22 protein-coding genes are annotated in these 22,209 nt (G+C 66.7%); 12 read left to right on the top strand and 10 right to left on the bottom strand.

Going from position 1 to position 22,209, the window contains the following annotated elements:
- Window positions 1-41: 41 nt before the first annotated feature.
- Together PUN71_RS11495 and PUN71_RS11490 are read left to right on the top strand one after the other, a co-directional pair.
- Window positions 42-488 carry a MarR family winged helix-turn-helix transcriptional regulator gene (locus tag PUN71_RS11495; RefSeq protein ID WP_277798517.1) on the top strand — a complete coding sequence of 149 codons (447 nt, stop codon included), beginning with the start codon at window positions 42-44 and terminating at the stop codon, window positions 486-488.
- A gap of 28 nt (window positions 489-516) precedes the next feature.
- A complete protein-coding gene (locus PUN71_RS11490; protein WP_043450874.1) occupies window positions 517-1,743 on the top strand; it encodes an MFS transporter in 1,227 nt (408 codons plus the stop codon).
- Between the two features lie 110 nt (window positions 1,744-1,853).
- Here the strand turns inward: PUN71_RS11490 and PUN71_RS11485 are convergent, their stop codons facing one another.
- The 3 genes from PUN71_RS11485 to rraA all read right to left on the bottom strand — a co-directional run bounded on the left by PUN71_RS11485 (window position 1,854) and on the right by rraA (window position 5,797).
- A complete protein-coding gene (locus tag PUN71_RS11485) occupies window positions 1,854-3,296 on the bottom strand; it encodes a sugar porter family MFS transporter (protein WP_277798516.1) in 1,443 nt (480 codons plus the stop codon).
- A 212-nt stretch (window positions 3,297-3,508) separates the two neighbouring features.
- The gene (locus PUN71_RS11480; RefSeq protein ID WP_043450877.1) at window positions 3,509-5,173 is read right to left on the bottom strand and encodes an MDR family MFS transporter; all 1,665 of its coding nucleotides are present in this window, start codon (window positions 5,171-5,173) and stop codon (window positions 3,509-3,511) included.
- A 126-nt stretch (window positions 5,174-5,299) separates the two neighbouring features.
- On the bottom strand, window positions 5,300-5,797 hold the full coding sequence (rraA, locus tag PUN71_RS11475) for a ribonuclease E activity regulator RraA (protein WP_277798515.1): 498 nt from the start codon (window positions 5,795-5,797) through the stop codon (window positions 5,300-5,302).
- A 118-nt stretch (window positions 5,798-5,915) separates the two neighbouring features.
- Between rraA and PUN71_RS11470 the strand changes: the two genes are divergently transcribed.
- From PUN71_RS11470 to PUN71_RS11445, 6 genes are all read left to right on the top strand, one after another.
- Window positions 5,916-7,199, top strand: a complete 1,284-nt coding sequence (locus PUN71_RS11470; RefSeq protein WP_277798514.1) for an MFS transporter — start codon at window positions 5,916-5,918, stop codon at window positions 7,197-7,199.
- A 138-nt stretch (window positions 7,200-7,337) separates the two neighbouring features.
- A complete protein-coding gene (locus PUN71_RS11465; RefSeq protein WP_277798513.1) occupies window positions 7,338-7,946 on the top strand; it encodes a TetR/AcrR family transcriptional regulator in 609 nt (202 codons plus the stop codon).
- A gap of 289 nt (window positions 7,947-8,235) precedes the next feature.
- Window positions 8,236-9,435 carry an NAD(P)-dependent malic enzyme gene (locus PUN71_RS11460; protein ID WP_277798512.1) on the top strand — a complete coding sequence of 400 codons (1,200 nt, stop codon included), beginning with the start codon at window positions 8,236-8,238 and terminating at the stop codon, window positions 9,433-9,435.
- 107 nt (window positions 9,436-9,542) lie between these two features.
- Window positions 9,543-10,046: a DUF456 domain-containing protein gene (locus PUN71_RS11455; protein ID WP_277798511.1), complete on the top strand. Its 504-nt coding sequence runs from the start codon at window positions 9,543-9,545 to the stop codon at window positions 10,044-10,046.
- A 40-nt stretch (window positions 10,047-10,086) separates the two neighbouring features.
- Entirely contained in the window at window positions 10,087-10,497 is a 411-nt protein-coding gene (locus tag PUN71_RS11450) for a nuclear transport factor 2 family protein (RefSeq protein ID WP_277798510.1), read from the top strand.
- A gap of 9 nt (window positions 10,498-10,506) precedes the next feature.
- The gene (locus tag PUN71_RS11445; RefSeq protein ID WP_277798509.1) at window positions 10,507-11,484 is read left to right on the top strand and encodes a hypothetical protein; all 978 of its coding nucleotides are present in this window, start codon (window positions 10,507-10,509) and stop codon (window positions 11,482-11,484) included.
- A gap of 12 nt (window positions 11,485-11,496) precedes the next feature.
- Here the strand turns inward: PUN71_RS11445 and PUN71_RS11440 are convergent, their stop codons facing one another.
- Window positions 11,497-12,138, bottom strand: coding sequence for a LysE family translocator (locus PUN71_RS11440; protein WP_277798508.1), 642 nt, complete (start codon window positions 12,136-12,138; stop codon window positions 11,497-11,499).
- Window positions 12,139-12,244: 106 nt separating this feature from the next.
- On the opposite strand from PUN71_RS11440, the gene PUN71_RS11435 reads away from it, so the two are divergent.
- Window positions 12,245-12,700, top strand: coding sequence for an Lrp/AsnC family transcriptional regulator (locus tag PUN71_RS11435; protein WP_082006995.1), 456 nt, complete (start codon window positions 12,245-12,247; stop codon window positions 12,698-12,700).
- A gap of 16 nt (window positions 12,701-12,716) precedes the next feature.
- Here PUN71_RS11435 and PUN71_RS11430 read toward each other — a convergent pair whose 3' ends face one another.
- From PUN71_RS11430 to PUN71_RS11420, 3 genes are all read right to left on the bottom strand, one after another.
- Window positions 12,717-13,379 carry a hypothetical protein gene (locus PUN71_RS11430; RefSeq protein WP_277798507.1) on the bottom strand — a complete coding sequence of 221 codons (663 nt, stop codon included), beginning with the start codon at window positions 13,377-13,379 and terminating at the stop codon, window positions 12,717-12,719.
- Window positions 13,376-14,866 (bottom strand): WXG100 family type VII secretion target, encoded by a 1,491-nt coding sequence (locus tag PUN71_RS11425; protein WP_277798506.1) that lies wholly within the window; start codon window positions 14,864-14,866, stop codon window positions 13,376-13,378. The genes PUN71_RS11430 and PUN71_RS11425 overlap by 4 nt, the downstream gene beginning before the upstream one ends.
- An 85-nt stretch (window positions 14,867-14,951) precedes the next feature.
- The gene (locus PUN71_RS11420; RefSeq protein WP_277798505.1) at window positions 14,952-15,428 is read right to left on the bottom strand and encodes an Lrp/AsnC family transcriptional regulator; all 477 of its coding nucleotides are present in this window, start codon (window positions 15,426-15,428) and stop codon (window positions 14,952-14,954) included.
- A gap of 318 nt (window positions 15,429-15,746) precedes the next feature.
- Here PUN71_RS11420 and gluQRS point away from each other — a divergent pair, with 318 nt between their 5' ends.
- The gene (gene gluQRS / locus PUN71_RS11415) at window positions 15,747-16,646 is read left to right on the top strand and encodes a tRNA glutamyl-Q(34) synthetase GluQRS (protein WP_277798504.1); all 900 of its coding nucleotides are present in this window, start codon (window positions 15,747-15,749) and stop codon (window positions 16,644-16,646) included.
- 9 nt (window positions 16,647-16,655) lie between these two features.
- The gene (locus tag PUN71_RS11410) at window positions 16,656-17,279 is read left to right on the top strand and encodes an HD domain-containing protein (protein ID WP_277798503.1); all 624 of its coding nucleotides are present in this window, start codon (window positions 16,656-16,658) and stop codon (window positions 17,277-17,279) included.
- Here PUN71_RS11410 and PUN71_RS11405 read toward each other — a convergent pair.
- The 3 genes from PUN71_RS11405 to PUN71_RS11395 all read right to left on the bottom strand — a co-directional run bounded on the left by PUN71_RS11405 (window position 17,246) and on the right by PUN71_RS11395 (window position 20,240).
- Complete coding sequence (locus PUN71_RS11405; RefSeq protein WP_277798502.1) at window positions 17,246-17,794, bottom strand: flavodoxin domain-containing protein; 549 nt, start codon at window positions 17,792-17,794, stop codon at window positions 17,246-17,248. The two genes, PUN71_RS11410 and PUN71_RS11405, sit on opposite strands and share 34 nt — an antisense overlap.
- 77 nt (window positions 17,795-17,871) lie before the next feature.
- Window positions 17,872-19,188, bottom strand: a complete 1,317-nt coding sequence (locus PUN71_RS11400; RefSeq protein WP_277798501.1) for an ATP-binding protein — start codon at window positions 19,186-19,188, stop codon at window positions 17,872-17,874.
- 104 nt (window positions 19,189-19,292) lie between these two features.
- Entirely contained in the window at window positions 19,293-20,240 is a 948-nt protein-coding gene (locus PUN71_RS11395; protein WP_277798500.1) for an L-lactate dehydrogenase, read from the bottom strand.
- A gap of 90 nt (window positions 20,241-20,330) precedes the next feature.
- On the opposite strand from PUN71_RS11395, the gene ggt reads away from it, so the two are divergent.
- On the top strand, window positions 20,331-22,163 hold the full coding sequence (gene ggt, locus PUN71_RS11390; protein ID WP_277798499.1) for a gamma-glutamyltransferase: 1,833 nt from the start codon (window positions 20,331-20,333) through the stop codon (window positions 22,161-22,163).
- Window positions 22,164-22,209 lie beyond the last annotated feature (46 nt).

Genomic DNA, 22,209 nt, shown 5'->3' with positions numbered 1-22,209 from the left:
CGAGCCTTGACCGTTAGGGTGCCTAAATGTTAGGCTACCTAATGATAAATGCGACAGAAGCCCAGCTGCAGGAACTCGCCAGCGGATTCCGTGAGGCACTCCGCCACAGCGTGTACCTGGTCCGCCGCCTGGATGCCGACGGTGAACTCAGTGCCGCCCAGCTCAGCACCCTCAAGATGCTGCTCGAGGACGGCCAGAGGGTGGGCGAAATCGCGCGCAATCTCGGCGTCAGGGTTCCCAGCGCCACCGAGCAGATCATCAAGCTCGAGCGGGCAGGGCTGGCCCGCCGCGAACCGGACCCCGCCGACTCCCGTGCCGTCCGGGTCATCCTCACGCCCGAAGGCCGCGCCGCCGTCGACTCCGCCAACACCCGGCGGAACCAGGTGATGGCCGAAATCCTCGGCGCCCTCAGCGACCAGGACAGGGATGCGCTGGCCGCAGCCCTGCCGGTCATCGACAAGATCATTAATGCAGCCCAGAACAGCTGATTACCCCACGACCTTAGGAGCACCCTCCATGGACGGCCAGCTCGCAGAAACCCTGCCGGCACCAGAATCAACCTTGCAGGCCGAAAAGGCCTCCTTCCTGAAGCAGCCAAAGGCGGTGTGGGCCACAGCCCTCGCCGCCGTTTTCGCTTTCATGGGCATCGGCTTGGTGGACCCCATCCTCCCGGCCATCGCCACCAACCTGGAGGCAAGCCCCAGCCAGGTCTCCCTGCTCTTCACCAGCTACTTCCTGGTCACCGCACTGGCCATGCTGATCACCGGGTTTGTGTCGTCCCGGATCGGCGGCAAGAAAACCCTGCTGATCGGCCTTGCCGTCATCGTCGTCTTCTCCTCACTGTCCGGCCTGTCCGGCAGCGTGGCTGAACTCGTCGGCTTCCGCGCCGGCTGGGGACTGGGCAACGCCCTGTTCGTTGCCACCGCGCTCGCCGTGATCGTCGGCGTGGCCAGCGGCGGCGCCGGAACCGCCATCATCCTCTACGAGGCAGCACTGGGCCTGGGCATTTCGCTCGGCCCGCTCCTGGGCGCCCTCCTGGGCGGCTGGCAGTGGCGCGCACCGTTCTTCGGCACCGCCGTGCTGATGGCGGCGGCCTTCATCGCACTGATTGCCCTGCTGCCCGCGACGCCGCTCCCAGGGCGCAAAGTGCGGCTGCGGGATCCCCTGCTGGCACTCGGCCACAAGGGACTGCGCACGACGGCGGCCAGCAGCCTGTTCTACAACTACGGCTTCTTCACCATCCTGGCATTCACCCCGTTCATCCTGGGCATGGACGCGTACGGCATCGGCGGGGTCTTCTTCGGCTGGGGCGTGGCCGTGGCCGTGTTCTCCGTCTTCGTCGCCCCGATCCTGCAGAACCGCTTCGGCGCTGTCAAGGTGCTGGCCGGGACCCTGTTCCTGCTGATGCTGGACCTGGCCGGGCTGGGACTGGCAGCCGGGCACTCGGTGCCGGCCGTCGTCGTCCTGGTGATCGTGGCCGGTGCCCTGCTGGGCATCAACAACACCATCTTCACCGAACTGGCCATGGGCGTATCCGACTCACCCCGCCCCGTGGCCTCCTCCGGCTACAACTTCGTCCGCTGGATGGGCGGCGCGCTGGCACCGTTCGCCGCCGCGCAGCTGGGCGAGCACTTCGGCCCGCAGGTGCCCTTCTTCGCCGGAGCCGCGGCCATGGTGGTGGCCATCCTGATCGCCGTGGGCGGCCGCCGCTACCTGTCCTCCCACGAACCGCACGTGGTCTAGGCAGCCGCACAACAACAAACCCTCCATCACACCAGGTGATGGAGGGTTTCTTGTTTTCCGCCGAAAGCTGATGGGGCGTCGAGGGAAAAGCGGCAGGAGCTGATGGGGGGTCAGTTCGCCTTGGCGGATCCCTTGGGCACGAACAGCGTCTCCGCCTGCTCCAGGGACATGCCGTTGGTTTCGGGCACCTTGAACATCACGAAGAAGAAGGATGCCGCCGCGAACAGGGCGTACATGGCGTAGGTCAGCGGCAGGGATCCGGCGGCCATCACCGGGAAGCTGAGCGTGATGGCGAAGTTTGCCACCCACTGCGCGGCCGCGGCCAGGCCCAGGGCCCGGGCGCGGATCCTGGACGGGAAGATCTCGCCCAGCAGGACCCACACCAGCGGGCCCCAGGACGCCCCGAAGCTGACCACGAACACATTGGCGGCCACCAGGGCCACCGGGCCCCAGGCGCCGGGGAGGGTGATGTTTTCGCCGCTGCCGGTGGCCGAGGAGAAGGCAAGCGCCATGGCGGCCAGTGATACTGCCATTCCCACGGAGCCGGCGAGAAGGATGGGGCGCCGGCCAATGCGGTCCACCAGGGCGATGGCCACCAGGGTGACCAGGATGTTGGTGATGGAGGTGGCGACCGAGATGGCCAGCGAGTCCTTCTCCTGGAAGCCGACAGCCTTCCACAGGGTGGTGGAGTAGTAGAAGATCACGTTGATGCCCACGAACTGCTGCAGCACGGACAGGATGATGCCCACCCAGACCACAGCCTGCAGCCCGAATGCCTTTCCGCGCAGGGAGCCTTTCTGCCCGGCCAGCTTGTCTTCCTCGATGGCTTCGCGGATGTCGCGGATGTGCCGGTCCGTGTCCTCGGCAGGAGCGATCGAGGCGAAGACCTTCCGGGCCTCATCCTCTTTGCCCTGGAACACCAGGAACCGCGGCGATTCGGGCAGCGTGAAGGCCACCCAGCCGTAGACGACGGCGGGAACGGCGGCGGCAAGGAACATCCAGCGCCATGCCTCGATGCCGAGCCAGAAGGACTGGTCCGCTCCGCCTGCGGTGGTGGCCAGGAGCGCGTCGGAGAGCAGGGCGGCGAAGATGCCCGTGGTGATGGCCAGCTGCTGCAGGGACGCGAGGCGGCCGCGGACCTTGCGCGGCGAAATTTCGGAGATGTAGGCCGGGGCGATCACGGAAGCGAGTCCGATGCCCAGGCCGCCTATCAGGCGCCAGAAGACCAGGTCCCACACCCCGAAGCAAAAGCCGGTACCGACGGCGCTGACCAGGAAGAGCAGGGCGCCCAGCTTCATGGCGGGGATGCGGCCGTAGCGGTCTGCCACCTTGCCGGCCAGGAAGGCACCGGCGGCGCAGCCCAGCAGGGCGATGGCAACGGCGAAGCCGGTCACGGCCTCGGAGAGGGCGAACTCTTCCTTCATGGCGTCCACCGCGCCGTTGACCACGGAGGAGTCAAAGCCGAAAAGGAATCCACCCACCGCCCCCGCGAGCGCCAGCCAGATCACCCGCCGTGGAATGCCGGTTGTGGTCTGCTCCTGTGCAGTGGGCATGGTTCTCCCTGGGTTTGGGGGTTTATGGATTGCGGTGCGGACGTCGTCGGCTGCGGTACCGGCCGGAAGGGCCGGCGCACACGCGCTAAACAGTGTGGCACGTCACCGGCCCAGGTTCCACTTGGCGCCTTCGGCCCCCCCTTAACGCCGGACGACGACGGCGGGCCGTGCCGCCGTCGTCGTCCTCCTGCGCTCCGCTTGGTTGTTCGGGGCTAGTGCGCCGGGATCTGCATGTTGTCCTTGTCCTGCGGGGACGCCTTCTGGTCCGTCAGCTTCTTCCGTGGCAGGGCGAAACTGATCAGGAACGCCAGGCCGGTCAGCACCGCCGCCGTCAGCATCACCGCGTCGATGGAGCTGGCGAAACCTTCGGTGATGGGCCGGGTCAGGGTGCTGTTGGCGGTGTGCAGCCAGCTGGTGTCGTTGAGGGAATCGTTGGAGGCGCCGTTCTTGAAGAAGTCGTACAGCTTCGCGTTGGCGGGGTCTGCGGCGACCGCCGGGTCCTTCAGGACAGCGAGGTAGGCGGGGTCGGCTGTTGCTGTCTTCATGCCGTCGGCAATCTTGTCAGCGGCCAGGCTGAACAGCATGGAGATGAAGACGGCGGTTCCCACGGCACCGCCCATGGAGCGGAAGAATGCGGCCGAGGAGGTTCCCACGCCCATGTCCCGCGGCGGCACCGAGGTCTGCATGGCCAGGGTGAGCGGCTGCATGCAGAAGCCCAGGCCAACACCAAAGAACACCGCAATCAGGCCCGGAACCCAGAGTGCCGTATCCACCTGGAGGGAAAAGCCCATGACCAGGGCGGCGGCGGTCAGGATGCCGGTCCCCATGATGGGGAAGATGCGGAACGTGCCGGAGGCCGAAATGGTGCGGCCGGCGGTGATGGACCCGAAGAGGATGCCCACGGTGAACGTGATCATCATCAGGCCTGCCTCGGTGGGGGTGAGGCCCTTCACCAGCTGCAGGTACATCGGGAGCATGGCGATGGCACCGAACATGCCAATGCCGATGATGAAGTTCAGCAGCGAGGACAGCCCGAACGTGACGTTGTGGAAGAGCCGCAGCGGGATCAGGGCGTAGTCGCCGGCCCGCTTCTCCGCCAGCAGGAACCAGGCAATGCCCACCACGCCCAGGCCGTAGCAGAGGAAGGAGTTCGTTGAGGTCCAGCCCCAGCTGCGGCCCTGTTCAGCTACCAGGAGGAGCGGGACGATGGCCACGGTGATGGCCGCGGCACCCCAGTAGTCGATCTTCTGCTTCAGGTGCTTGGCGGGCAGGTGCAGGAACAGGAACACCACTGTCAGGGCTGCCAGGCCGATGGGGATGTTGATGAAGAAGACCCAGCGCCAGCCGTCAAAACCCAGGATGTTTGCCGAACCTGCGAACGCGCCGCCCACCACCGGGCCCAGGACCGAGGAGATGCCGAAGACGGACATGAAGTAGCCCTGGAACTTGGCCCGGTCCTTCAGCGAGACGATGTCGCCGATGATGGTCAGCGCCAGGGCCAGCAGGCCGCCGGCACCCAGGCCCTGGATACCGCGGGCAATGGCCAGTTCGGTCATGGAGTGCACCGATCCCGCGTAGAGCGAGCCCACCAGGAAGATGGCGATGGCGGCCAGGTACAGGGGGCGGCGGCCGAAGATGTCGCTCAGCTTGCCGTACAGCGGCGTGCTGACGGTGGAGGTGATCAGGTAGGCGGTGGTGGCCCACGCCTGCAGGGAGAGCCCATCCAGGTCGTTGGCGATGGTGTAGATGGAGGTGGAGACAATGGTCTGGTCAAGGGATGCCAGGAACATGCCCAGCATCAGGCCCACCATTACTGTGACGATCTGGCGTTGCGTCAGAGTTTCTCCGACGCCGGACGCGGCAGTGGCTTTGGACATGGGTGCTCCAAGGGGAAGAAAAGGATATAAGCAGCGATAGTTGCTTTCAGTAACTATCTTACCTGCACTTCTATTCCCCGCCCAGCAAAGTTTCCCGGCCCGGCAAAGTGTGCCCGCGGGCGTGCGCTACTGCTCCACGAGGATGCCGTCCGGATCGCACCAGACGGTGGCTCCTGGCCGGAACGTCACGCCGTCGATCACCACATCCACGTCAACCTCGCCCGCCCCGGCCTTCAGGCTCTTCTTCGGGTTGCTGCCCAGGGCTTTCACCCCGAGGTCCAGTCCGGCAATCGCCGCCCGGTCGCGGATGGCGCCGTTGATCACGACGCCGGCCCAGCCGTTCGCCACGGCACTTTCGGCGATCATGTCCCCCATCAAAGCGGTCCCCAGCGATCCGCCGCCGTCCACCACCAGGACCGCCCCGTTGCCCGGCGATCCGAGCGTGGCCTTGACCAGGGCATTGTCCTGGAAGCAGCGGATGGTCCGGACCGGTCCGCTGAAGTGGGAGCGTCCACCCAGGGACTGGAACTGCAGGGACACCGATGCCAGTTCGTCGCCGCGCTCATCGTAGAGATCGGCGGTGTTCACGGCCGGAGCGGATCCGTTTCCTGCTGGTGTTGCCACGTGGCTCTCCTCGCATAGTGGTGGGTTATGCACATCCCGCGCCTGCCGCAGGGCGGCGCGTTACCGCCCACGATAGTCTGGTCCCACCGCCAACCGGCCGCACCAGGGGGAGCATGCCATGAGTCTGTCCAGCACGCCTGCCCCGGACGGTGCCTCTGCAGGAGAGGGCACCACGCCGGCGCTCGCAGAGCCGGTGGAAAAGGTCACCGCCCGCTGGGTGACCGGGCTGGTGCTGGTCAACGTGGGCATCAACGCCGCATTCTTCGGCCCCATCAATGTCTTCATCGGCCAGCAGGCCATCAGCATCGACGCGCCCGCCAAGGAAGCCATCCTGTCCCTGGTCACGGCCTGCGGCGCGGCCGTGTCCCTGGTGGCCAACCCCCTCTTTGGCGCCCTGTCGGACCGGACCACGTCACGGTTCGGCCGGCGGGCGCCGTGGGTTCTGGCCGGGGCCGTCCTGGCCACTGCAGCGCTGGTGGCCATGTCCTTTTCGGCCGCCGTGGCACTGATGGTGCTCTTCTGGTGCCTGGTGCAGTTGGGCGCCAACGCCGCCTACGCTGCCATCACCGCCGCCGTCCCGGACCGGGTGCCCGTCATCCAGCGCGGGGGAGTGGGCGGGCTGGCCGCAATGGGCCAGACCCTCGGCATCCTCACCGGGGCAGTCTTCGGAGCCGTGGTCTCAGGAAACTTCATGGTGGGTTACTGGCTCTGCGCGGCCGCGCTGCTGCTGTCCGTGCTGCCGTACCTCTTCCACCCGAACGACCCCGCCCTGTCCAGGAATGAACTCGAGGCCTTCAGGCCGCGCACATTCATCCGCGGCTTCTACATCAGTCCCTTTATTTACCCCGACTTTGCCTGGGCGTGGCTTACCCGCTTCCTGGTCAACGTGGGCAACCAGCTCACCATCGTCTATCTGCTCTTCTTCCTGCGGGACATCATCCACCATGAGGATCCCGCCTCCGGCGTGCTGGTCCTGACCGGGATCTACGCGGTCATGGTGATGGTCACCGCCGTGCTGGCCGGCCCCTGGAGCGACAGAGTGGGCCGCCGTAAGCCGTTCGTCATCGCTTCGTCCGCCACCATCGCCATGGCCGGGGCCATCATGGCGTTCTTTCCGGTGTGGCCGGGCGCGCTTGCAGGGGCTGCAGTGCTGGGAATCGGTTTCGGCGCCTACCTGGCCGTTGACTTTGCCCTGCTGACCCAGGTCCTGCCTTTCGCGGTCAACCGGGGCAAGGACATGGGGGTCATTAACGTGGCCAACTCGCTGCCGCAGGTGGTCGCTCCGGGACTGGCCCTGCTTGCCGTCACCCACGGGGGCGGTTACCGGACCCTGTTCCTCACAGCAGCCGTGATTGGCCTGCTCGGCGCCGTCTTCGTGGTGAAGATCAAGGGCGTTGACTGACTCCGGGGGCGCCGGTTGGTAAGCCCGCTGACTAATTAGGGCACGTGCCTGTGCCGTATAGTTGAACCGGACTGCAGGGCGGTATGGAAATGGGGGCGCTCCTGGCCGCAGTTCCTCAAATCCAACCCCGGAATGCTGATGCCCGAGACATTTTCAGACCATCCGCCCATGGCCGCCCGACCTTCCGCTCCCCGCCAGCGCCTCCGCTATACGAGGATCCTCGATACCGCCGCCGGGTTTGCCCGCACCGGCCTTGATGCCGTGGAGCTCCCGCAGGTGGCAGAAAAAGCGGACGTTCCGCTCGGCACGCTCTACCGCTACTTTCCGTCCCCCACCCACCTGATGCTCGCGCTCTACCGGCAGCAGTTGGACGAGTTGCAGGCAGGTGCCCGCGGCTCGTCTCCTCGCTTCCGGGGACGCGCCCTTTCCGGACTGCTTATGGAGATCTTCCACATGCGCGTCATGCAGCCGGCCGTGGAGCAGTGCCTGAGCCGCGGCGTATACCAGCCCGGAAAAGACACCACGGAACTTTTGCGGGAGATCGACGTGCTCAGCGAGAAGCTCGTGGCCGGCGCCTGCGGCGACGCCGTGGGGGCCCGTGTCCTCCTCCTCACGGTCACTGGTCTGGTCCAGTCCGTCAGGAACCGGCGCCTCTCCCTCTTCGAAGCCGAAGAGGACCTCAAAAAGGCCTGCGAACGGCTTTCCCCGGAAGCTGAAACGGGCTTCACAGTCGGCAGGACGGCGTAACTGGCCTAGACCAATACGGCATTAAATACGCCATAATCTCGTGACGTGGATCACTAAAAGGCGTGATTAACCGTTTTGGCATGTCGAAACCGTGTCAAGGCCGGGCGCAGGGCACTTTCCGGGCTGCCTACCATGGGGGCACAGGAGCGGCAGGGCGGAAACATCCCCGGCGTTCCCGCGGACCCGCCACCCCTGGGTTTCCTGTCGCACTACCTTCCACGCCCGGGCCCGGCAGGGCCCCGGTTCCAGATGTGCCGTGTGCCCACGGCCAGCACCAGGAGACAACGACGTGTCCATTGACGCAATCACCGCCACCGACGATTCAGCAGCCACTGCCCTGACCGAAGACGAGATCTTCAGCGCCCACCAGGGCGGCAAGCTGTCCGTCACCAGCACTGTTCCGCTGTCCAACAAGCGGGACCTGTCCATCGCCTACACCCCGGGTGTCGCCGAGGTCAGCCGCGCCATCCACGCCAAGCCCGAACTCGCCCGCACGCTGACCTGGGCCGAGCGCCTGGTGGTCGTTGTCAGCGACGGCACGGCCGTCCTGGGCCTGGGCAACATCGGTGCCAGCGCCTCGCTGCCCGTCATGGAAGGCAAGTCCGCCCTGTTCAAGACCTTTGGCGACCTTGACTCCATCCCGCTGGTCCTCAACACCACCGACGTGGATGAGATCGTGGAAACGCTGGTCCGCCTGCGCCCCAGCTTCGGTGCCGTCAACCTTGAAGACATCTCGGCGCCGCGTTGCTTCGAGCTTGAGGAAAAGCTGATCGAAGCCCTCGACTGCCCGGTCATGCATGATGACCAGCACGGCACCGCCGTCGTTGCCCTTGCCGCGCTCACCAACGCAGCCAAGGTGACCGGCCGCGGCCTGGAAGGGCTGAAGGTAGTGGTGTCCGGCGCCGGCGCGGCAGGAATCGCCGTCGCCGAAATCCTCCTCGCAGCCGGGATCACCGACGTGGTCCTGTTGGACTCCCGGGGCGTCATCAACAGCGCCCGGGAGGACCTGGCCGCCAGCCCCGGAAGCAAGAAGGCGGACATCGCCGGCCGCAGCAACCCCCGCGGCATCACCGGCGGCCCCGCCGAAGCCCTCGCTGGAGCCGACGTGTTCATCGGCGTCTCCTCCTCCAAGCTGGACGAGGCACACCTGGCCACCATGAACCAGGACGCCATCGTCTTCGCCCTCTCCAACCCGGACCCCGAAGTCCTGCCCGAGGTGGCAGTGAAGTACGCCGCCGTGGTCGCCACCGGCCGCAGCGACTTCCCGAACCAGATCAACAACGTCCTGGCCTTCCCAGGCATCTTCCGGGGCGCCCTCGACGCCGGTGCCCGCCGCATCACACCGGCCATGAAGCTGGCGGCGGCCCGTGCCATCGCCGAACTTGCTGCCGAGGACCTTTCCGCCGACTACATCGTGCCCAGCCCGCTGGACCCCCGCGTCGCGCCCGCCGTCACCGCGGCGGTCGCCGCAGCGGTCGAAGCGGAGTAAGGCCCTTCCCGGGGACCTGACCTCCGGAAACCACGACGGCGGTGCCTCCTTGCGCTCAAGGAGGCACCGCCGTCGTGCGTTAAATACCGGCCCCTAGACTGGGGTCCATGAGCTCCGAGACCGTGGTGACCATCCTGTGCGGCCTGGCGATCCTGGTGGGGGTGGCGGGCACCATCATCCCCGTCCTGCCCGGCAGCGTCCTGATCGGCGTCAGTCTGCTGGCATGGGCCATCTGGGGCGGTGCCGGGACGGCGGGCTGGGTGGTGTTTGCGGTGGCCATGATTTTCGTCGCCGCGGGAATGACGGCAGGTGCCGTCCTGACCGGCCGGAAGCTCAAGCAGCACGCCATTCCCAGCCGCAGCATCGTGGTGGCGCTGGCGGCGGGCGTCGTGGGGATGTTCATCATCCCCGTGGTGGGGCTCTTCCTGGGCTTTGCTGCCGGCCTGCTGGCCAGCGAGTTCCTCCGCACGCGGAATTTTACGACGGCGGCGAGGTCCAGCTGGGCCGCCCTGAAGGCCACCGGGGTGGGTATGCTCGCCGAATTCGGGCTGGCCTGCCTGGCCGCCAGCACCTGGGTGATCGGCGTGTGGATAGCGGCCGCCAACGGGTGACGCCATTGCACCGGCACTGCGGCGCGGGTACAACCTAGGTATGACCCAGCCAGCTTCAGCAAAAGGCCGTGCGTCGGCAGAGGAGCTTGTCCACGCCTGGGTGGAAAAGTACCAGGCGGCCTGGAACAGCAACGACGCCGATGACATCCGCGCCCTGTTCACCTCTGACGCGGTCTATGAAACCCGTCCCCACGATCCGGAACCCTGGCGGGGCGACGAGGGGATCGTCGAAGGCTGGCTCTCCGCACGCGACGAGCCAGCCGACTGGACATTCAGCTGGGAGCTGCTCGGATGCGACGGCAACACCGCTTTTGTCCAGGGCGTCACCGCCTACTCGGGCGGCCGCCCCACGTATGACAACCTGTGGGTCATCAGGTTTGACGGGTCCGGCCGGGCCGCCGCCTTTACCGAATGGTTCATGGCCAGGAAGCAGGACATTCCTCCCGGTTAGCATGGAAAGATGAGCGCCGGGGACACCGCACCGATCTACTGGGACAGCCGCGACCTCACGCCCTTCGGGCAGGCACAGCTGCGCACCCCGGTCCACGATCTTGCCGAGGGAGTGGGTGGCCTGCTGACCGGTGTGCTGGGCGGCCGCAACCCTGCCCTGCTGTCCATCGACGGCGAGGTGCCCCGGCTCAAGCGCCTGCTGCCCAGGCCCGCCAAAGCCGTCCACGAAGCGGTTTTCAGCAGCCGGGAACCGGAGCGCCTGATCACCCTGGCCCGCACCTATCCCGGGTGGGCCGGACTCTGCTACCTCATGGGCGGGCTCCTGGTCTACAAGCACGGCGGCTACTTGCGCGCGTCCGAACTCCTGCAGCGGGGTCTCAGCACCAGGAACGACGAGGAGGCCAACCGCTACTCGTCGGCCTACCTCACCCGGATTGTCACCCGGGTGGAACTGGCCGAGCGCGTGGAGATTCCCGTGCTCTTCAGCGAGGAGTCCGTGTTCCTGGCCCTGTCCCATGCGCTGCGCGAGACCGGCCGTACCGAAGCCGCCCTTGACGCCCTGACCGGACTGCCGCCGTCGCTCCCCATGGCCCTGGCCCGCTGCTCGCTGGCCCTCACACTTGGCCGCAGCCGCACCGTCATCGATTGGACGGAGGGGCTGCTGAACGCGGACGACCTTTCGGCCGCCCTGCTGCTGGTCCGCGCCCGTGCCCTGCGGCGGGAAGGCCGGCTGGAGGCCGCGCACCAGGCGATCGCCGAGGTCCTGCGCCGCCGCAAGACCCACCTTGCGCTGCGGAATGACGCCTTGACGGACCGGGCGCTGCTCGTGCTGGAATCGAGCCGCCGCTCGCTGAATCCGCGCGACTGGGGTCGCCGGCGCGGGGACCCTGAACCCCAGCGGGAGCTGGAGGCTCCGGCGCCCATCCGCAAGGACGAGGAAATGCGCCGGATCTGGGAGCAGGACTGGAAGGAACTCAGCGGGGATTAGGACCCTGTTTGCCTATGAGTGGCCGGCCAGGAAGGGCACCAGTTGTTCACCGAGCAGCACCGCGCCCAGCGCAACCATGATGATGCCGCTGGCAAGCGTCACCGCCCGCGCCGCGCCGGGCCTGCTCTGGAGCAGGGTGCGGGACAGCATGGCTACCACCGTGTAGACCAGCCCGGCCAGCGCCACGAATGTCATGCCCAGCAGGCCGGACTGCACCGGCACCGGCAGGGCGGCGTCCGAGCTGACGAACTGCGGTATGAGGGCCACGTAGAAGAGCAGCCCCTTGGGGTTGATCCCGCTGGTGCCCATTCCCTGCAGGAAGGTGCGCAGCTGCGTCCCGGCGCCCCCGGAAGCGTCCGCGCTGAAGCTTGCGCCGCGCCAGGACCGCAGGGTTCCCACGCCAAGCCACAGCAGGTAGCCAGCGCCCGCCAGGGTTATCCAGCCAAGGACGCCGGGCATCCCGGCCAGCACGGCGGCCAGGCCGGCCACCAGCAGGACGGTGTGCAGGACGTAGCCGCCGCAGAGCCCGGCCACCGCCGGCACGAAACTGCGCTGCCGGAGTCCGGCCGCGATGGTGTACGCCCAGTCCACTCCCGGCGTGCAGGCCAAGGCTGCGGCCACCACCAGGAAGGCCAGGAACAGCTGCGGATTCATCGGTTTCTCCTGTCGAACGTCTCTCAGGAGCAACCATAGGAAGAATCGCCCCAAAAGTGCTGTCCCTTTTTCGCGCGCCCCGCAGCAGACGCAGTATGTTTATTGCGTGCTGGACAACATCGACAGAAATATTTTGCGCCACCTTCAGGAGGATGGCCGGATGACCGCCACCGCCCTCGCCTCGAAGGTGGGCCTGACCGTGGCGCCCTGCCATCGGCGGCTGCGGGACCTCGAACAGTCCGGAGTGATCCGGGGCTACAAGGCGGACGTTGACCCCGCCGCCGTAGGACTGGGGTTTGAGGCGATCGTCTTCGTCACGCTCCGGCAGGTGGACCGGCCAACCATGGAGATCTTCGAGAACCGGGTGGCGGACAACCCGAACATCGTGGAGGCCCAGCGGCTGTTCGGGTCGCCGGACTACCTGCTGAAGGTCATCGCCGCGGACCTGCCGGCCTACCAGCGCTTTTACGACACAGAACTCACGTCCCTGCCCGGGGTGGAGCGGCTGACCTCAACACTCGTCATGAAGAACCTGAAGTCCAACGCCGGCCCGCCGGTCTAGGAAACCTTCCCGTGGGTCAGGATGCCGGGAGGACGTGGACGATGATCACCTGGGTGTCTTTGCTGCCGTCGTAGCGGAGATCGTAGTTCACCACCAGCCCGGTGCCGGTCCCTGGGGTGATGGAGAAGTCGCTCTTGGAGCCGGGGTCCGCCTGGGTGCTGCTGATCCATTCCTCGGCCGCATCCGCTGCTATTCCGTACCGCTGCACGCCGTCCCTGATCAGCTCGAAGTACTCCTCGGGTGAGCCGGCGGTGAGGAAGTATGTCACCTCGCTGAAATCCGTGCGTGAGTCCGTGGTGTTGAAACGGATCCGGTCCGTTTCCGCCGTGATTTCCCCGCTGGGCGCCAGGATGCTGAGGCTGATCTTGCCTAAGTCCCGGGTGTTGATCTCCGGGCCGTAGCTGTCCTTGGTGACCCGCACCGCGTCCTTCTCGAGGCGCCCCGAACTCATGTCCAGGCGGGCTGTCCGGCTGTTGCGGATGCTTTCCACGCCGGCGGCGTCAAGGGTGGAGAACGAAGATGTTTTCACGGTGCTCCCTGCAGAGGATGAAGTGGCGGTGGTGGGATCGGCCGGAGCCGGCGCGGCGGCCTGGCAGCCGGTCAGGACAAGGAGGGACATCAGGGCACTGGCGACGGCGGCACGCCGGCCGGGTGCGGCGGCACGGTGGGTGGCAGTCACTGGTGGACCTCCGCCTCAAAGCCGTCAAGGAAGCGGTCCATGATGCCGGCAATGTTGTTGGTGGGCCGGTATTGGTCCACCCTTCCGTTGAAATCGGAGCCGATGATCTGCGCAGCACGGTCGGGGTCCGTGGCCAGCAGGTGCTGGTAGGCGGGAAGGGTGTCCTGCCTGATGAGGTTCCAGCGCTGGTCCGCGTCGGCGATGTTGCCGTCCGGGAAGCCGGTGGTGAAGTCGGTGCGGAACTGGGCGGGGTTGTCCCAGTTGGTGAACGGGATGTCTTCCGGGCCAGGACTTTCCACGCTGAAGGTGTAGGGGAACACCTCGGGGTAGCTCCTGGCTCCCGGGATGGATGGTTCGCCGGCGAGCGTGACCATGTACGTTACCGCTTCGCCTCCGGGGTGGCTGCGCATGGCGTCGTAGTCGTCCGCGATGATTTCGTTTTGTTCGCGGTAGAGGAGTGTGGTGTTACCTTCCCGGACCTGGCCGGGATCACCCGAATCGATCTGTGCCCACGCGTTGGCTGTGGCATGGTCGATGGCGCCGGAGTCGCGAAGGCGGTTGATTTCCTCGATGCCGCCGTCCATGTACGCCTGGTGCTGGCGGCCCTGGTCCAGGAAGATTTCCTTGTTCATGTCCAGCATGCTGGTCTCATAGAAACGGATTTCGCCGTCCGTCATGCCTGCGAGTTGTTCCAACTGGTCAAGGACCGGGAGCGGGATGTCAGAGGCGGGGTTGTCGGTGATCTGCCGTGCCAGGTCCCGCAGCATGGCCATGTCCCGGAAGCCGCCGGCAAAGGACGGACCGATCATGTTGGCCATGCCCGCCCACTGCAGGTCGGGATTGGCGAGGTAGGCGCGCCCGTAGAAGTCGTAGACCTTTGCGATGGTCTCCCAGTTGTATTCCGTGCCCTTTGATGTGTCCCAGTCGGCCGGATCGATGCCCATGGCCAGCATCGCCTGCCCGTTCCAGTAGTCGTTGAGGAAGTCCTGGTATCCCTTGGAGTTCTTGCTGATCAGGCCTGAGTCCGCGGCGGCATCCATGGCGGCTTTGGCGGCTTCCGGGTTTGCCTGGGCCCACCGGCGGAACTCGTCGCTCTGCAGGTAGGCGCGCCGCTCGGCAGGCGTCATGGCGGTGAGGGTATCCGTCAGGTCCTGCGCGCTTGCCCCGCCGGTCCCGCCAGCCCCGCCGGCTCCGGACCCACCGGCGCCGCCCGGACCGCTGGTGCTTGCCTTCTCTTGTTCGTCCGCATTGGCCAGGAGCGTCCTGGCTGCTGATTCAAGCCCTGAAGTGGCCGACCTCAGCAGTTTCGCGTGCGATGCCGTCCACTCGCTGCGGAACCTGTCGCCGTCGCGCCCTTTCCAAAGGCCGGAGCCGATGCTGCTGCCGAGCTGCTGCCCCAGGGCATTAAGCCGGTTGGCGCCGGCTGACAGTTCCTTGGCCAGTTGCCGCAGCTGCGCCACATCCGCGCCGTAAAAATTCCCCGCCATGTTGTCCCCCTGTTGGCTCTTCCGTGCCAGCCTAGCCGGGCAGCCTGCGGGCGGCGATGGGGAGAGGTTCCCTGTTGCCCGCCGGCTATTCCGGCCGGCCTTTCAGGAGCCCGGTGGTCCGGTATGGGATGACCTCGCGAAGGAACATGCTCGTGGAGGTACGGACAATGCCCGGGCAGAGCCGGATCTCCTCGGACACCCGGTACAGATCGTCCGGGCTCTTGGCCACTACGCGGATCAGCAGGTCGGTGTCCCCGGCAGGGGCATGGCATTCCAGCACTTCCGGGATGTCGCGCAGCGCCGCGATGGCCTCGTTGAGGTGGCTCTGGTCCAGTTCAGCGCTCACGGCGGCGGCCACGCCGCGGCCCAGTGCCGCTGGCAGCACCCGGCTGCTGTTGGGGCGGAGGGCTCCGGATGCCCCCATCCGCTCCAGCCGGCTTTGGACGGTTCCCCGGGCAAGGCCCAGGCGTTGCGCGAGCACCATGATGGGAACCCGGGGATCCTCGTCAAGGGCGCTGAGGATGCGCCGGTCGGTGGGGTCCAGTTCCTGCAATCTGATCATTTCCTGTCGCTGGGAACTCCATGGATTGGTCAGTCTGACCAACTGAAGTACTGGTGGTTGTCCCAACTGTAGGGTGTCTGCTGGAATAGTGGCAACAAGGGCAAAAGCTACCGCTGGTCCCCCGCAGGCTACAGGTTCCCCGGCACACCACCCGGCTCCTGGACACCGTTTCCCGCAAGGAGGCTGCCGCTGATTGAGGCTTGTTCACACCACGCTCATTCTGCAAACACGGCAAGAGCCCCTGAGCTACCGACGCCCGGTTCCCGGAAGTCATCGGTAGCTGAGGGGCTCTTGTGTGCTTCCGTCTAGGGTTGTTCCATGACTTCCGCCGGCCGCTTTGCCCCCAGCCCATCGGGTGAACTCCATGTCGGGAACCTTCGAACCGCAATCCTCGCCTGGCTTTTCGCCCGCTCCACCGGCCGCCGGTTCCTGCTGCGGGTGGAGGACCTGGACCGTGCCCGTGCCGGTGCGGAAGCGGTGCAGCTGCGTGACCTGGCGGCGGTGGGCATCACCTGGGACGGGGAGGTGGTGCGACAGACCAGCCGCGGATCCGTGTACGCCGAGGCGATCAACCGGCTTCAAGCGGCGGGGCTGACCTACGAATGCTTCTGCACCCGCCGTGAAATCCAGGAGGCGCCGTCCGCGCCGCACGCTCCACAGGGGGCCTACCCCGGCACCTGCCGCAACCTGGACCGGGCAGAGCTCGACTACAAACGGTCCACCCGGCCTGCGGCCATCCGGCTGCGCGCAGACGTTCATGAATACACGGTGGAGGATGTCATGCACGGGACGTTCACCGGCGTCGTGGACGATTTCGTGCTGCGCAGGAACGACGGCGTGACCGCCTACAACCTTGCCGTTGTGGTGGATGATGCCGCGCAGGGCATTGACCAGGTGGTCCGCGGCGACGACCTGCTCCCGTCCACGCCCCGGCAGGCCTACCTGGCCTCCCTCCTGAATATTCCCGTGCCGGAATATGTCCATGTGCCCCTGGTGGTGAACCGCGACGGCGCACGGCTGGCCAAGCGCGACGGCGCGGTCACGCTGGCGGACCTTGGCCAAGCCGGCGTAACAGCCCGGGAGGTGCGGAACCTGCTGCTGGAGTCCCTGGGGTTGACCGCCGGAACACTGGACCAGGCCCTGCACGCCCTCGACCCGGCACAGTTGCCCCGCGAACCCTGGGTGTGGCCCGGGATGGAGCGTCCGCCGGCTGGTTAAGCTTGGTGGATGTCAGACGAGCAGATTCCGGCCCAGGGCCGGACGCCAACATTCACGGTGGAAACCGCCAAAGTCCTCGCCGAGGTGGCCCACAACCGGCAAAAGGACAAGCTGAAGCGGCCCTACCGGGACCACGTCCTGGCCGTCGGAGATGCCCTGGCCGACTTCGACGATGAGATCCGTATCGCCGGCTACCTCCACGACATCGCCGAGGACACGCCGATGACACGGCAGGCCCTGCTGGAGATGGGCGTTCCTGAGCGCTCCGTGGACATCATTGAGCGCGTCACCAACCGGTTGCACCGCAACCCCGACGATTACCAGTCCGGCATCCGTGAGATCGCCGAGGACCATGACGCCGCCTTGGTCAAGATCGCCGACAACGCGCATAACTCGCTGCCTGAGCGTGTCGAGGCGCTGGCGGCGAAGTGGCCGGACAAGCCTCCGGTGACCAAGTACCGGGATGCCCGGCCCGTGCTCTATGCCGCCGTGGAGGTGGACGAGGTCCGGAAGATCCTGGCGCGGGTCAATCCCTGGCTGCTGGAGGAATTCGATGCGCAGCTGGACGAGGCGGACGACACTGACTACGAGAACCTCCGCTACGACACCGGACCCGGACCGGGCTTGATGTAGACCAGGAACTCCTCCGCGAACCGGCGGACGCCGTCCCATTCGGTATAGATGTAGTCCCGTCCGGTATCGGTATCCGGGCTGCCCTGGCTGCTGACGATCTTTTTCATCATCATGCGCTTCAGGAACCCGTACTGCGTGTACAGGAGTGCACCGCCGAACATCGCCACCTTGTCCGGCCGCCAGCCAGTGCTGTTCTCGAACTCCGCGACGTACTTTTCCGCGTCCTCCGGGTCGCCGTGGGCTGAGAGGCTGACCGAGAACAGGGCGGCCGGCAGGTTCTGCAGGGCGGGCAGGTTCCTGCGGACAAAATCGGCCACGTAGCCTTCGTGTTTTCCGGCATGGACCGAGGCGCCCACAATGACTGCGTCATAGCCGTCCGGGAGGTCGTGGTCTGCGTGCTTGAGGTCCAGTGTGTCGGCCTGGTGGCCGTGGGCCTGCAGCACGTCCGAGATGTAGTCGGCGATGCGGGCCGTCTGGCCCTCCGAGGTTCCGTACGGGATCAGGATCTTTGCCATGGGCACCACTTTGGCGGTGCGCAGCAGCCGGGCAAAGAGGCAAAGGTCCCCCACGCCCCGGCCGGAAGGCTGGCAGCCTACACCCGTCCCAGGGCTTCAATGTCCTCCAGGAAGTCGGCCTGCACCTCGGGGCTTACGGTGGTCCGCGTCTCCCCGATGGCGTCGAGGTAGTCCTGGGTGGAAGGCCCCTTCCTGACCGCCTCGCGGACTGAGGCCTGGCCCCCTGACGCCAGCCCGCCGTCGTCGTACACCGCCTTTTCCAGCGCCCGTTGTGAGGCGCTGCGGGCCGCGTATTCGATGTCCGCCGGCGAAAACCCTTCGGTGCGCTCCACCAGGAGCTCCACGTCCACGCCGTCCACCACGGCCGCCGGGATGAAGCGCTGCCACATGGCCTCGCGCGCCTGCCGGTCGGGCAGGCCGATGGGGATGACGTAGTCGAAGCGGCCATGGCGCAGGAAGGCGGAGTCCAAGGCCCGGATGAAGTTCGTGGCGCACACCAGGAGCCGGCCGGGCTGCTCGCGGAAGGCCGGGATGATCTTCAGCAGCTCGTTGGTGACCCCCTGCAGGGGCGACGGCGGATCCCCGGCGCGCTGCGAGGCGATCTCCTCCACCTCGTCGATGAACACCACGGCGTGTTCCAGTTCCGAGATCTCCAGGAAGGTTTCGCGCAGTGCGCCGGCCAGGCCCTGCGGATCGCCGGCCAGCCGCGAGGGGAACACCTCCACGAACGGCCATTCCAGCCGGGAGGCGATGGCCTTGGCGAAGGTGGTCTTGCCGGTGCCGGGAGGTCCGAAGAGGACGACGGCGCGCGGCGGCACCACCCCGAACTCATCGGCCAGGTCGGCCTCGGCCAGGGGAAGCACCAGGCGGCGTTCGAGCAGTTCCTTCTCCTTGCGCATGCCCGCCACGTTTTCCCACAGGTCGCGGGCCAGGACGCGGCCGCCCAGCTGGCCCAGGGCGCCGAGTTCCTGGCGCTGGACAGGGATGGTGCGCTCGAAGTAGCGCAGGTTCTTCTTCAGTGCGAAGCCCCGGCCCAGGAATGCCTCCACCCGGGTTTCCGATTCGGGCATCAGGGCCGACAGCTTGTTCAGGCCGTGCGGGGCCATGCGGTTCTCGACGGCGGCCAGCAGCGAGGTGCCGATGCCCCTGCCGCGGTACTCGGGAAGGGTGGCCAGGAACACGATCCAGCCCTGGTCATGGGCGGCACGCCCCACGGCGGCGCCCACCACCTGTTCGCCCAGCACCGCCACCACGGCGTGGTCCTTCTCGCACGAGGCAAGCACCTCGGACAGGGCGTAAACGGGTTCGACGTTGTTCGCCTTCAGGGTCTCCCACAAATGCAGGATCCCGTCCAGGTCCGCCGAATGGAAATCCCTGATCCGCCAATTGGTCATGAGGTGCTCCTGTTGGTTCCGCGTTGAGCCAGCGTGGATGTCTCAGGTGAGCATATGTGAACCAGGTGCCGGAAAGGGTTGCGGCGGCGTTGCATGACGCCGGTTCAAAGCCCCAGCTGTGCCATGGTGGTCCGCAGCGTGTCCGCGGAATGCTGCAAAGCTGCCAGCTCGCCGTCGTCCATCGGCGTTTCCAGGACGCGGTGCACCCCGCCTCGGCCCACCACGCTGGGGAGCGAGAGCGCCACCCCGGAGATCCCGTAGAGCCCCGACAGGACGGTGGATACGGGAAGGACGGCATTGTCGTCGCGGAGCAGCGCCTCCACAATCCGGGCGCCGGACAGGCCAATCGCATAGTTCGTGGCCCCCTTCCCCGCGATGACCTTGTACGCGGCCTGGACCACCTCCCGGGCAGCCTCATCCAGGTACCCGGACGTGAAGATCCGCCTGCCGCCGTCCGTCCAGTCGCGGATGGGCACCGGGCCGATCGTTGCGCCGGACCACAGCGGGAACTCGGTGTCCCCGTGTTCCCCCACCATGCTGGCGTGGACACTGGTGACGGAGACCCCCGCCCGCCGGGCCAGCAGCCAGCGCAGCCGGGAGGTGTCCAGCACTGTTCCCGACGAGAAGATGCGTTCCGGCGGCAGCCCCGAAATGCGCTGGGCGGCAACCGTCAGGACGTCGCAGGGGTTGGTCACCAGGACATAGACCGCGTCCGGCGCCCGCTCAAGCAGGGGTGGCATCAGCTGTTCCAGGATGCGCACGTTGGTCCCGGCAAGGTCCAGCCGGCTTTGGCCCGGGTTCTGCTTGGCCCCCGCCGTGATCACCACGACGTCGGCGCCTTCGGTGACGGCGATATCCCCGCCGCCGGTGACGGTGGCCGACGCCGCGGCGAATTGGCTGCCATGGGCGAGGTCCAGGGCTTCGGCCTCCGCTTTGGGGCTGTTGACGTCATACAACGCGATGTTGCTGGCGGAGCCGCGGATCAGCGCGGCATAGGCCAACGACGTCCCGACGCTCCCCGCGCCCACTACTGCGAGCTTGGATCCTGCCATGGTGCACCCTCCCTTTCCGGAGCCGTTGAGTGTCCCGCACCCGAAGAGTAGCGTGGCCCACATCACTCAAACCCCCACTTAGGAGCCACCATGCCACATCTTGGACGCCGGCTCGCAGCTGTTACTGCAGCGCTGGCCATGAGCGTGACCACCGGGGCGCTCAGCCCCGCTTCCGCCGATCCCCGGCAAACGGACAAAAACCCCACCGCAACCGGTTACGGCGGGGCGGTCAGCACCGTGGACCCGGAAGCATCAGCGGCGGCCATCGACGTCCTCCGCAAGGGCGGAAACGCCGTGGATGCCGCCGTCGCCGCGGCAGCCACCCTGGGCGTCACCGAACCGTACAGCGCCGGAATCGGCGGTGGCGGCTATTTCGTGTACTACGACGCTAAATCCGGGAAGGTCAGCACGATCGACGGCCGCGAAACCGCGCCCGCGGGCATCAAGAAAGATGCCTTCATCGATCCCAAGACCGGCAAGCCGTACAACTTCACGCCGGAACTGGTGACCAGCGGTGTTTCGGTGGGCGTTCCCGGAACACCCGCAACCTGGGAACGGGCCCTTGAGCGCTGGGGCACCCTCAGCCTCGGGGATGCGCTGAAGCCGGCCATCAAGGTGGCTGACCGCGGTTTCGTGGTGGATGACACGTTCCGGCAGCAGACGGCGGACAACCAGAAGCGCTTCGAAGCCTTCACCTCGACCAGGGACCTGTACCTGCAGGGCGGCAAGCTGCCGGAAGTGGGGGCTGTCTTCAAGAACCACGACCTCGCTGCCACCTACCGGCTCCTCGCGGACAAAGGCATGGATGCGTTCTACAACGGACCGTTGGCCAAGGAGATCGCCAAGACCGTGCAGAACCCGCCCAAGTCCAAGGACACCACCCTGCCGGTTCCCGTCGGTAGCATGACCGAGGAGGACCTTGAGCACTACAAGGCCCTGGACCAGGACCCAACCCACGTGAACTACCGCGGCTATGACGTCTACGGCATGGCGCCCTCCAGCAGCGGCGGCACCACGGTGGGGGAGTCCCTGAACATCCTGGACGTTTTCGACCTGCCGGCGCTGAAGAAGGACCAGCCCGCCGTCCTGCACCACTACCTCGAGGCCAGCGCCCTCGCCTTCGCGGACCGTGCGAAGTACGTTGGTGACCCTGCCTTCGTGAAGGTGCCCACCAAGGCGCTGACCGATCCCGTCTTCGGCAAGGAGCGCGCCTGCGAACTGGATCCCATGCACGCGGCAACCAAGCCGGTTCCGGCGGGCGATGTCACCAATTACGACGGCGCCTGCCCCGTCAAACCAGCGGCGCTCGCCGATGAGAAGGACACAGAGAACATCTCCACCACCAACATGACCGTCTCGGACAAGTGGGGCAACGTGGTGGAGTACACGCTGACCATTGAACAGACCGGCGGATCCGGCATGGTTGTTCCCGGCCGCGGGTTCCTGCTCAACAACGAGCTCACCGATTTCTCCACCGTCTACAGCGCCACGGATCCAAACCGGATCGAGCCGGGCAAGCGGCCACGGTCGTCCATGTCGCCCACCATCCTCCTGAAGGACGGTGAACCGTTCCTGGCCCTGGGTTCCCCCGGCGGCTCCACCATCATCACCACCGTGCTGCAGACCCTGGTCAACCGCATCGACCTGGGCATGAGCACGCCGGACGCCATCGCGGCGCCCCGCGCCTCCCAGCGGAATACCGCCAGCGTCACTGCTGAGCCTGCCTTCATTGACAAGTACGGCGCAGCACTGACGTCGCGCTTCGGCCACACCCTGACTCCATCGGGCGACTCCTTCACGTCGGCCTCCGAGATCGGGGCGGCCACCGCCATCGAATTCCTGCAGGACGGACGGACCCTCGCGGCCGCCGAACCCGTCAGGCGCGGCGGCGGATCGGCCATGGTGGTCAAACCGTCAAAGTAGACAGCAGCTGACTTAAACGCCGACGGCGGCACCCAGGTTCCGGGAA

Origin of the sequence: Arthrobacter sp. NQ7, from assembly GCF_029581595.2 — a bacterium.
Classification (GTDB): Bacteria; Actinomycetota; Actinomycetes; order Actinomycetales; family Micrococcaceae; genus Arthrobacter; species Arthrobacter phenanthrenivorans_B.
The sequence above is the reverse complement of the archived record's forward strand: the minus strand, read 5'-3'. Positions and strand labels throughout refer to the sequence as shown.

Bases quoted from the DNA above. Each gene is read 5' to 3' on its own strand.
- PUN71_RS11495 (WP_277798517.1), top strand. From the start codon at position 42: ATGATAAATGCGACAGAAGCCCAGCTGCAGGAACTCGCCAGCGGATTC.
- PUN71_RS11490 (WP_043450874.1), top strand. From the start codon at position 517: ATGGACGGCCAGCTCGCAGAAACCCTGCCGGCACCAGAATCAACCTTG.
- PUN71_RS11485 (WP_277798516.1), bottom strand. From the start codon at position 3,296: ATGCCCACTGCACAGGAGCAGACCACAACCGGCATTCCACGGCGGGTG.
- PUN71_RS11480 (WP_043450877.1), bottom strand. From the start codon at position 5,173: ATGTCCAAAGCCACTGCCGCGTCCGGCGTCGGAGAAACTCTGACGCAA.
- PUN71_RS11470 (WP_277798514.1), top strand. From the start codon at position 5,916: ATGAGTCTGTCCAGCACGCCTGCCCCGGACGGTGCCTCTGCAGGAGAG.
- PUN71_RS11465 (WP_277798513.1), top strand. From the start codon at position 7,338: ATGCCCGAGACATTTTCAGACCATCCGCCCATGGCCGCCCGACCTTCC.
- PUN71_RS11455 (WP_277798511.1), top strand. From the start codon at position 9,543: ATGAGCTCCGAGACCGTGGTGACCATCCTGTGCGGCCTGGCGATCCTG.
- PUN71_RS11450 (WP_277798510.1), top strand. From the start codon at position 10,087: ATGACCCAGCCAGCTTCAGCAAAAGGCCGTGCGTCGGCAGAGGAGCTT.
- PUN71_RS11445 (WP_277798509.1), top strand. From the start codon at position 10,507: ATGAGCGCCGGGGACACCGCACCGATCTACTGGGACAGCCGCGACCTC.
- PUN71_RS11440 (WP_277798508.1), bottom strand. From the start codon at position 12,138: ATGAATCCGCAGCTGTTCCTGGCCTTCCTGGTGGTGGCCGCAGCCTTG.
- PUN71_RS11425 (WP_277798506.1), bottom strand. From the start codon at position 14,866: ATGGCGGGGAATTTTTACGGCGCGGATGTGGCGCAGCTGCGGCAACTG.
- PUN71_RS11420 (WP_277798505.1), bottom strand. From the start codon at position 15,428: ATGATCAGATTGCAGGAACTGGACCCCACCGACCGGCGCATCCTCAGC.
- gluQRS (WP_277798504.1), top strand. From the start codon at position 15,747: ATGACTTCCGCCGGCCGCTTTGCCCCCAGCCCATCGGGTGAACTCCAT.
- PUN71_RS11410 (WP_277798503.1), top strand. From the start codon at position 16,656: ATGTCAGACGAGCAGATTCCGGCCCAGGGCCGGACGCCAACATTCACG.
- PUN71_RS11405 (WP_277798502.1), bottom strand. From the start codon at position 17,794: ATGGCAAAGATCCTGATCCCGTACGGAACCTCGGAGGGCCAGACGGCC.
- PUN71_RS11400 (WP_277798501.1), bottom strand. From the start codon at position 19,188: ATGACCAATTGGCGGATCAGGGATTTCCATTCGGCGGACCTGGACGGG.
- PUN71_RS11395 (WP_277798500.1), bottom strand. From the start codon at position 20,240: ATGGCAGGATCCAAGCTCGCAGTAGTGGGCGCGGGGAGCGTCGGGACG.
- ggt (WP_277798499.1), top strand. From the start codon at position 20,331: ATGCCACATCTTGGACGCCGGCTCGCAGCTGTTACTGCAGCGCTGGCC.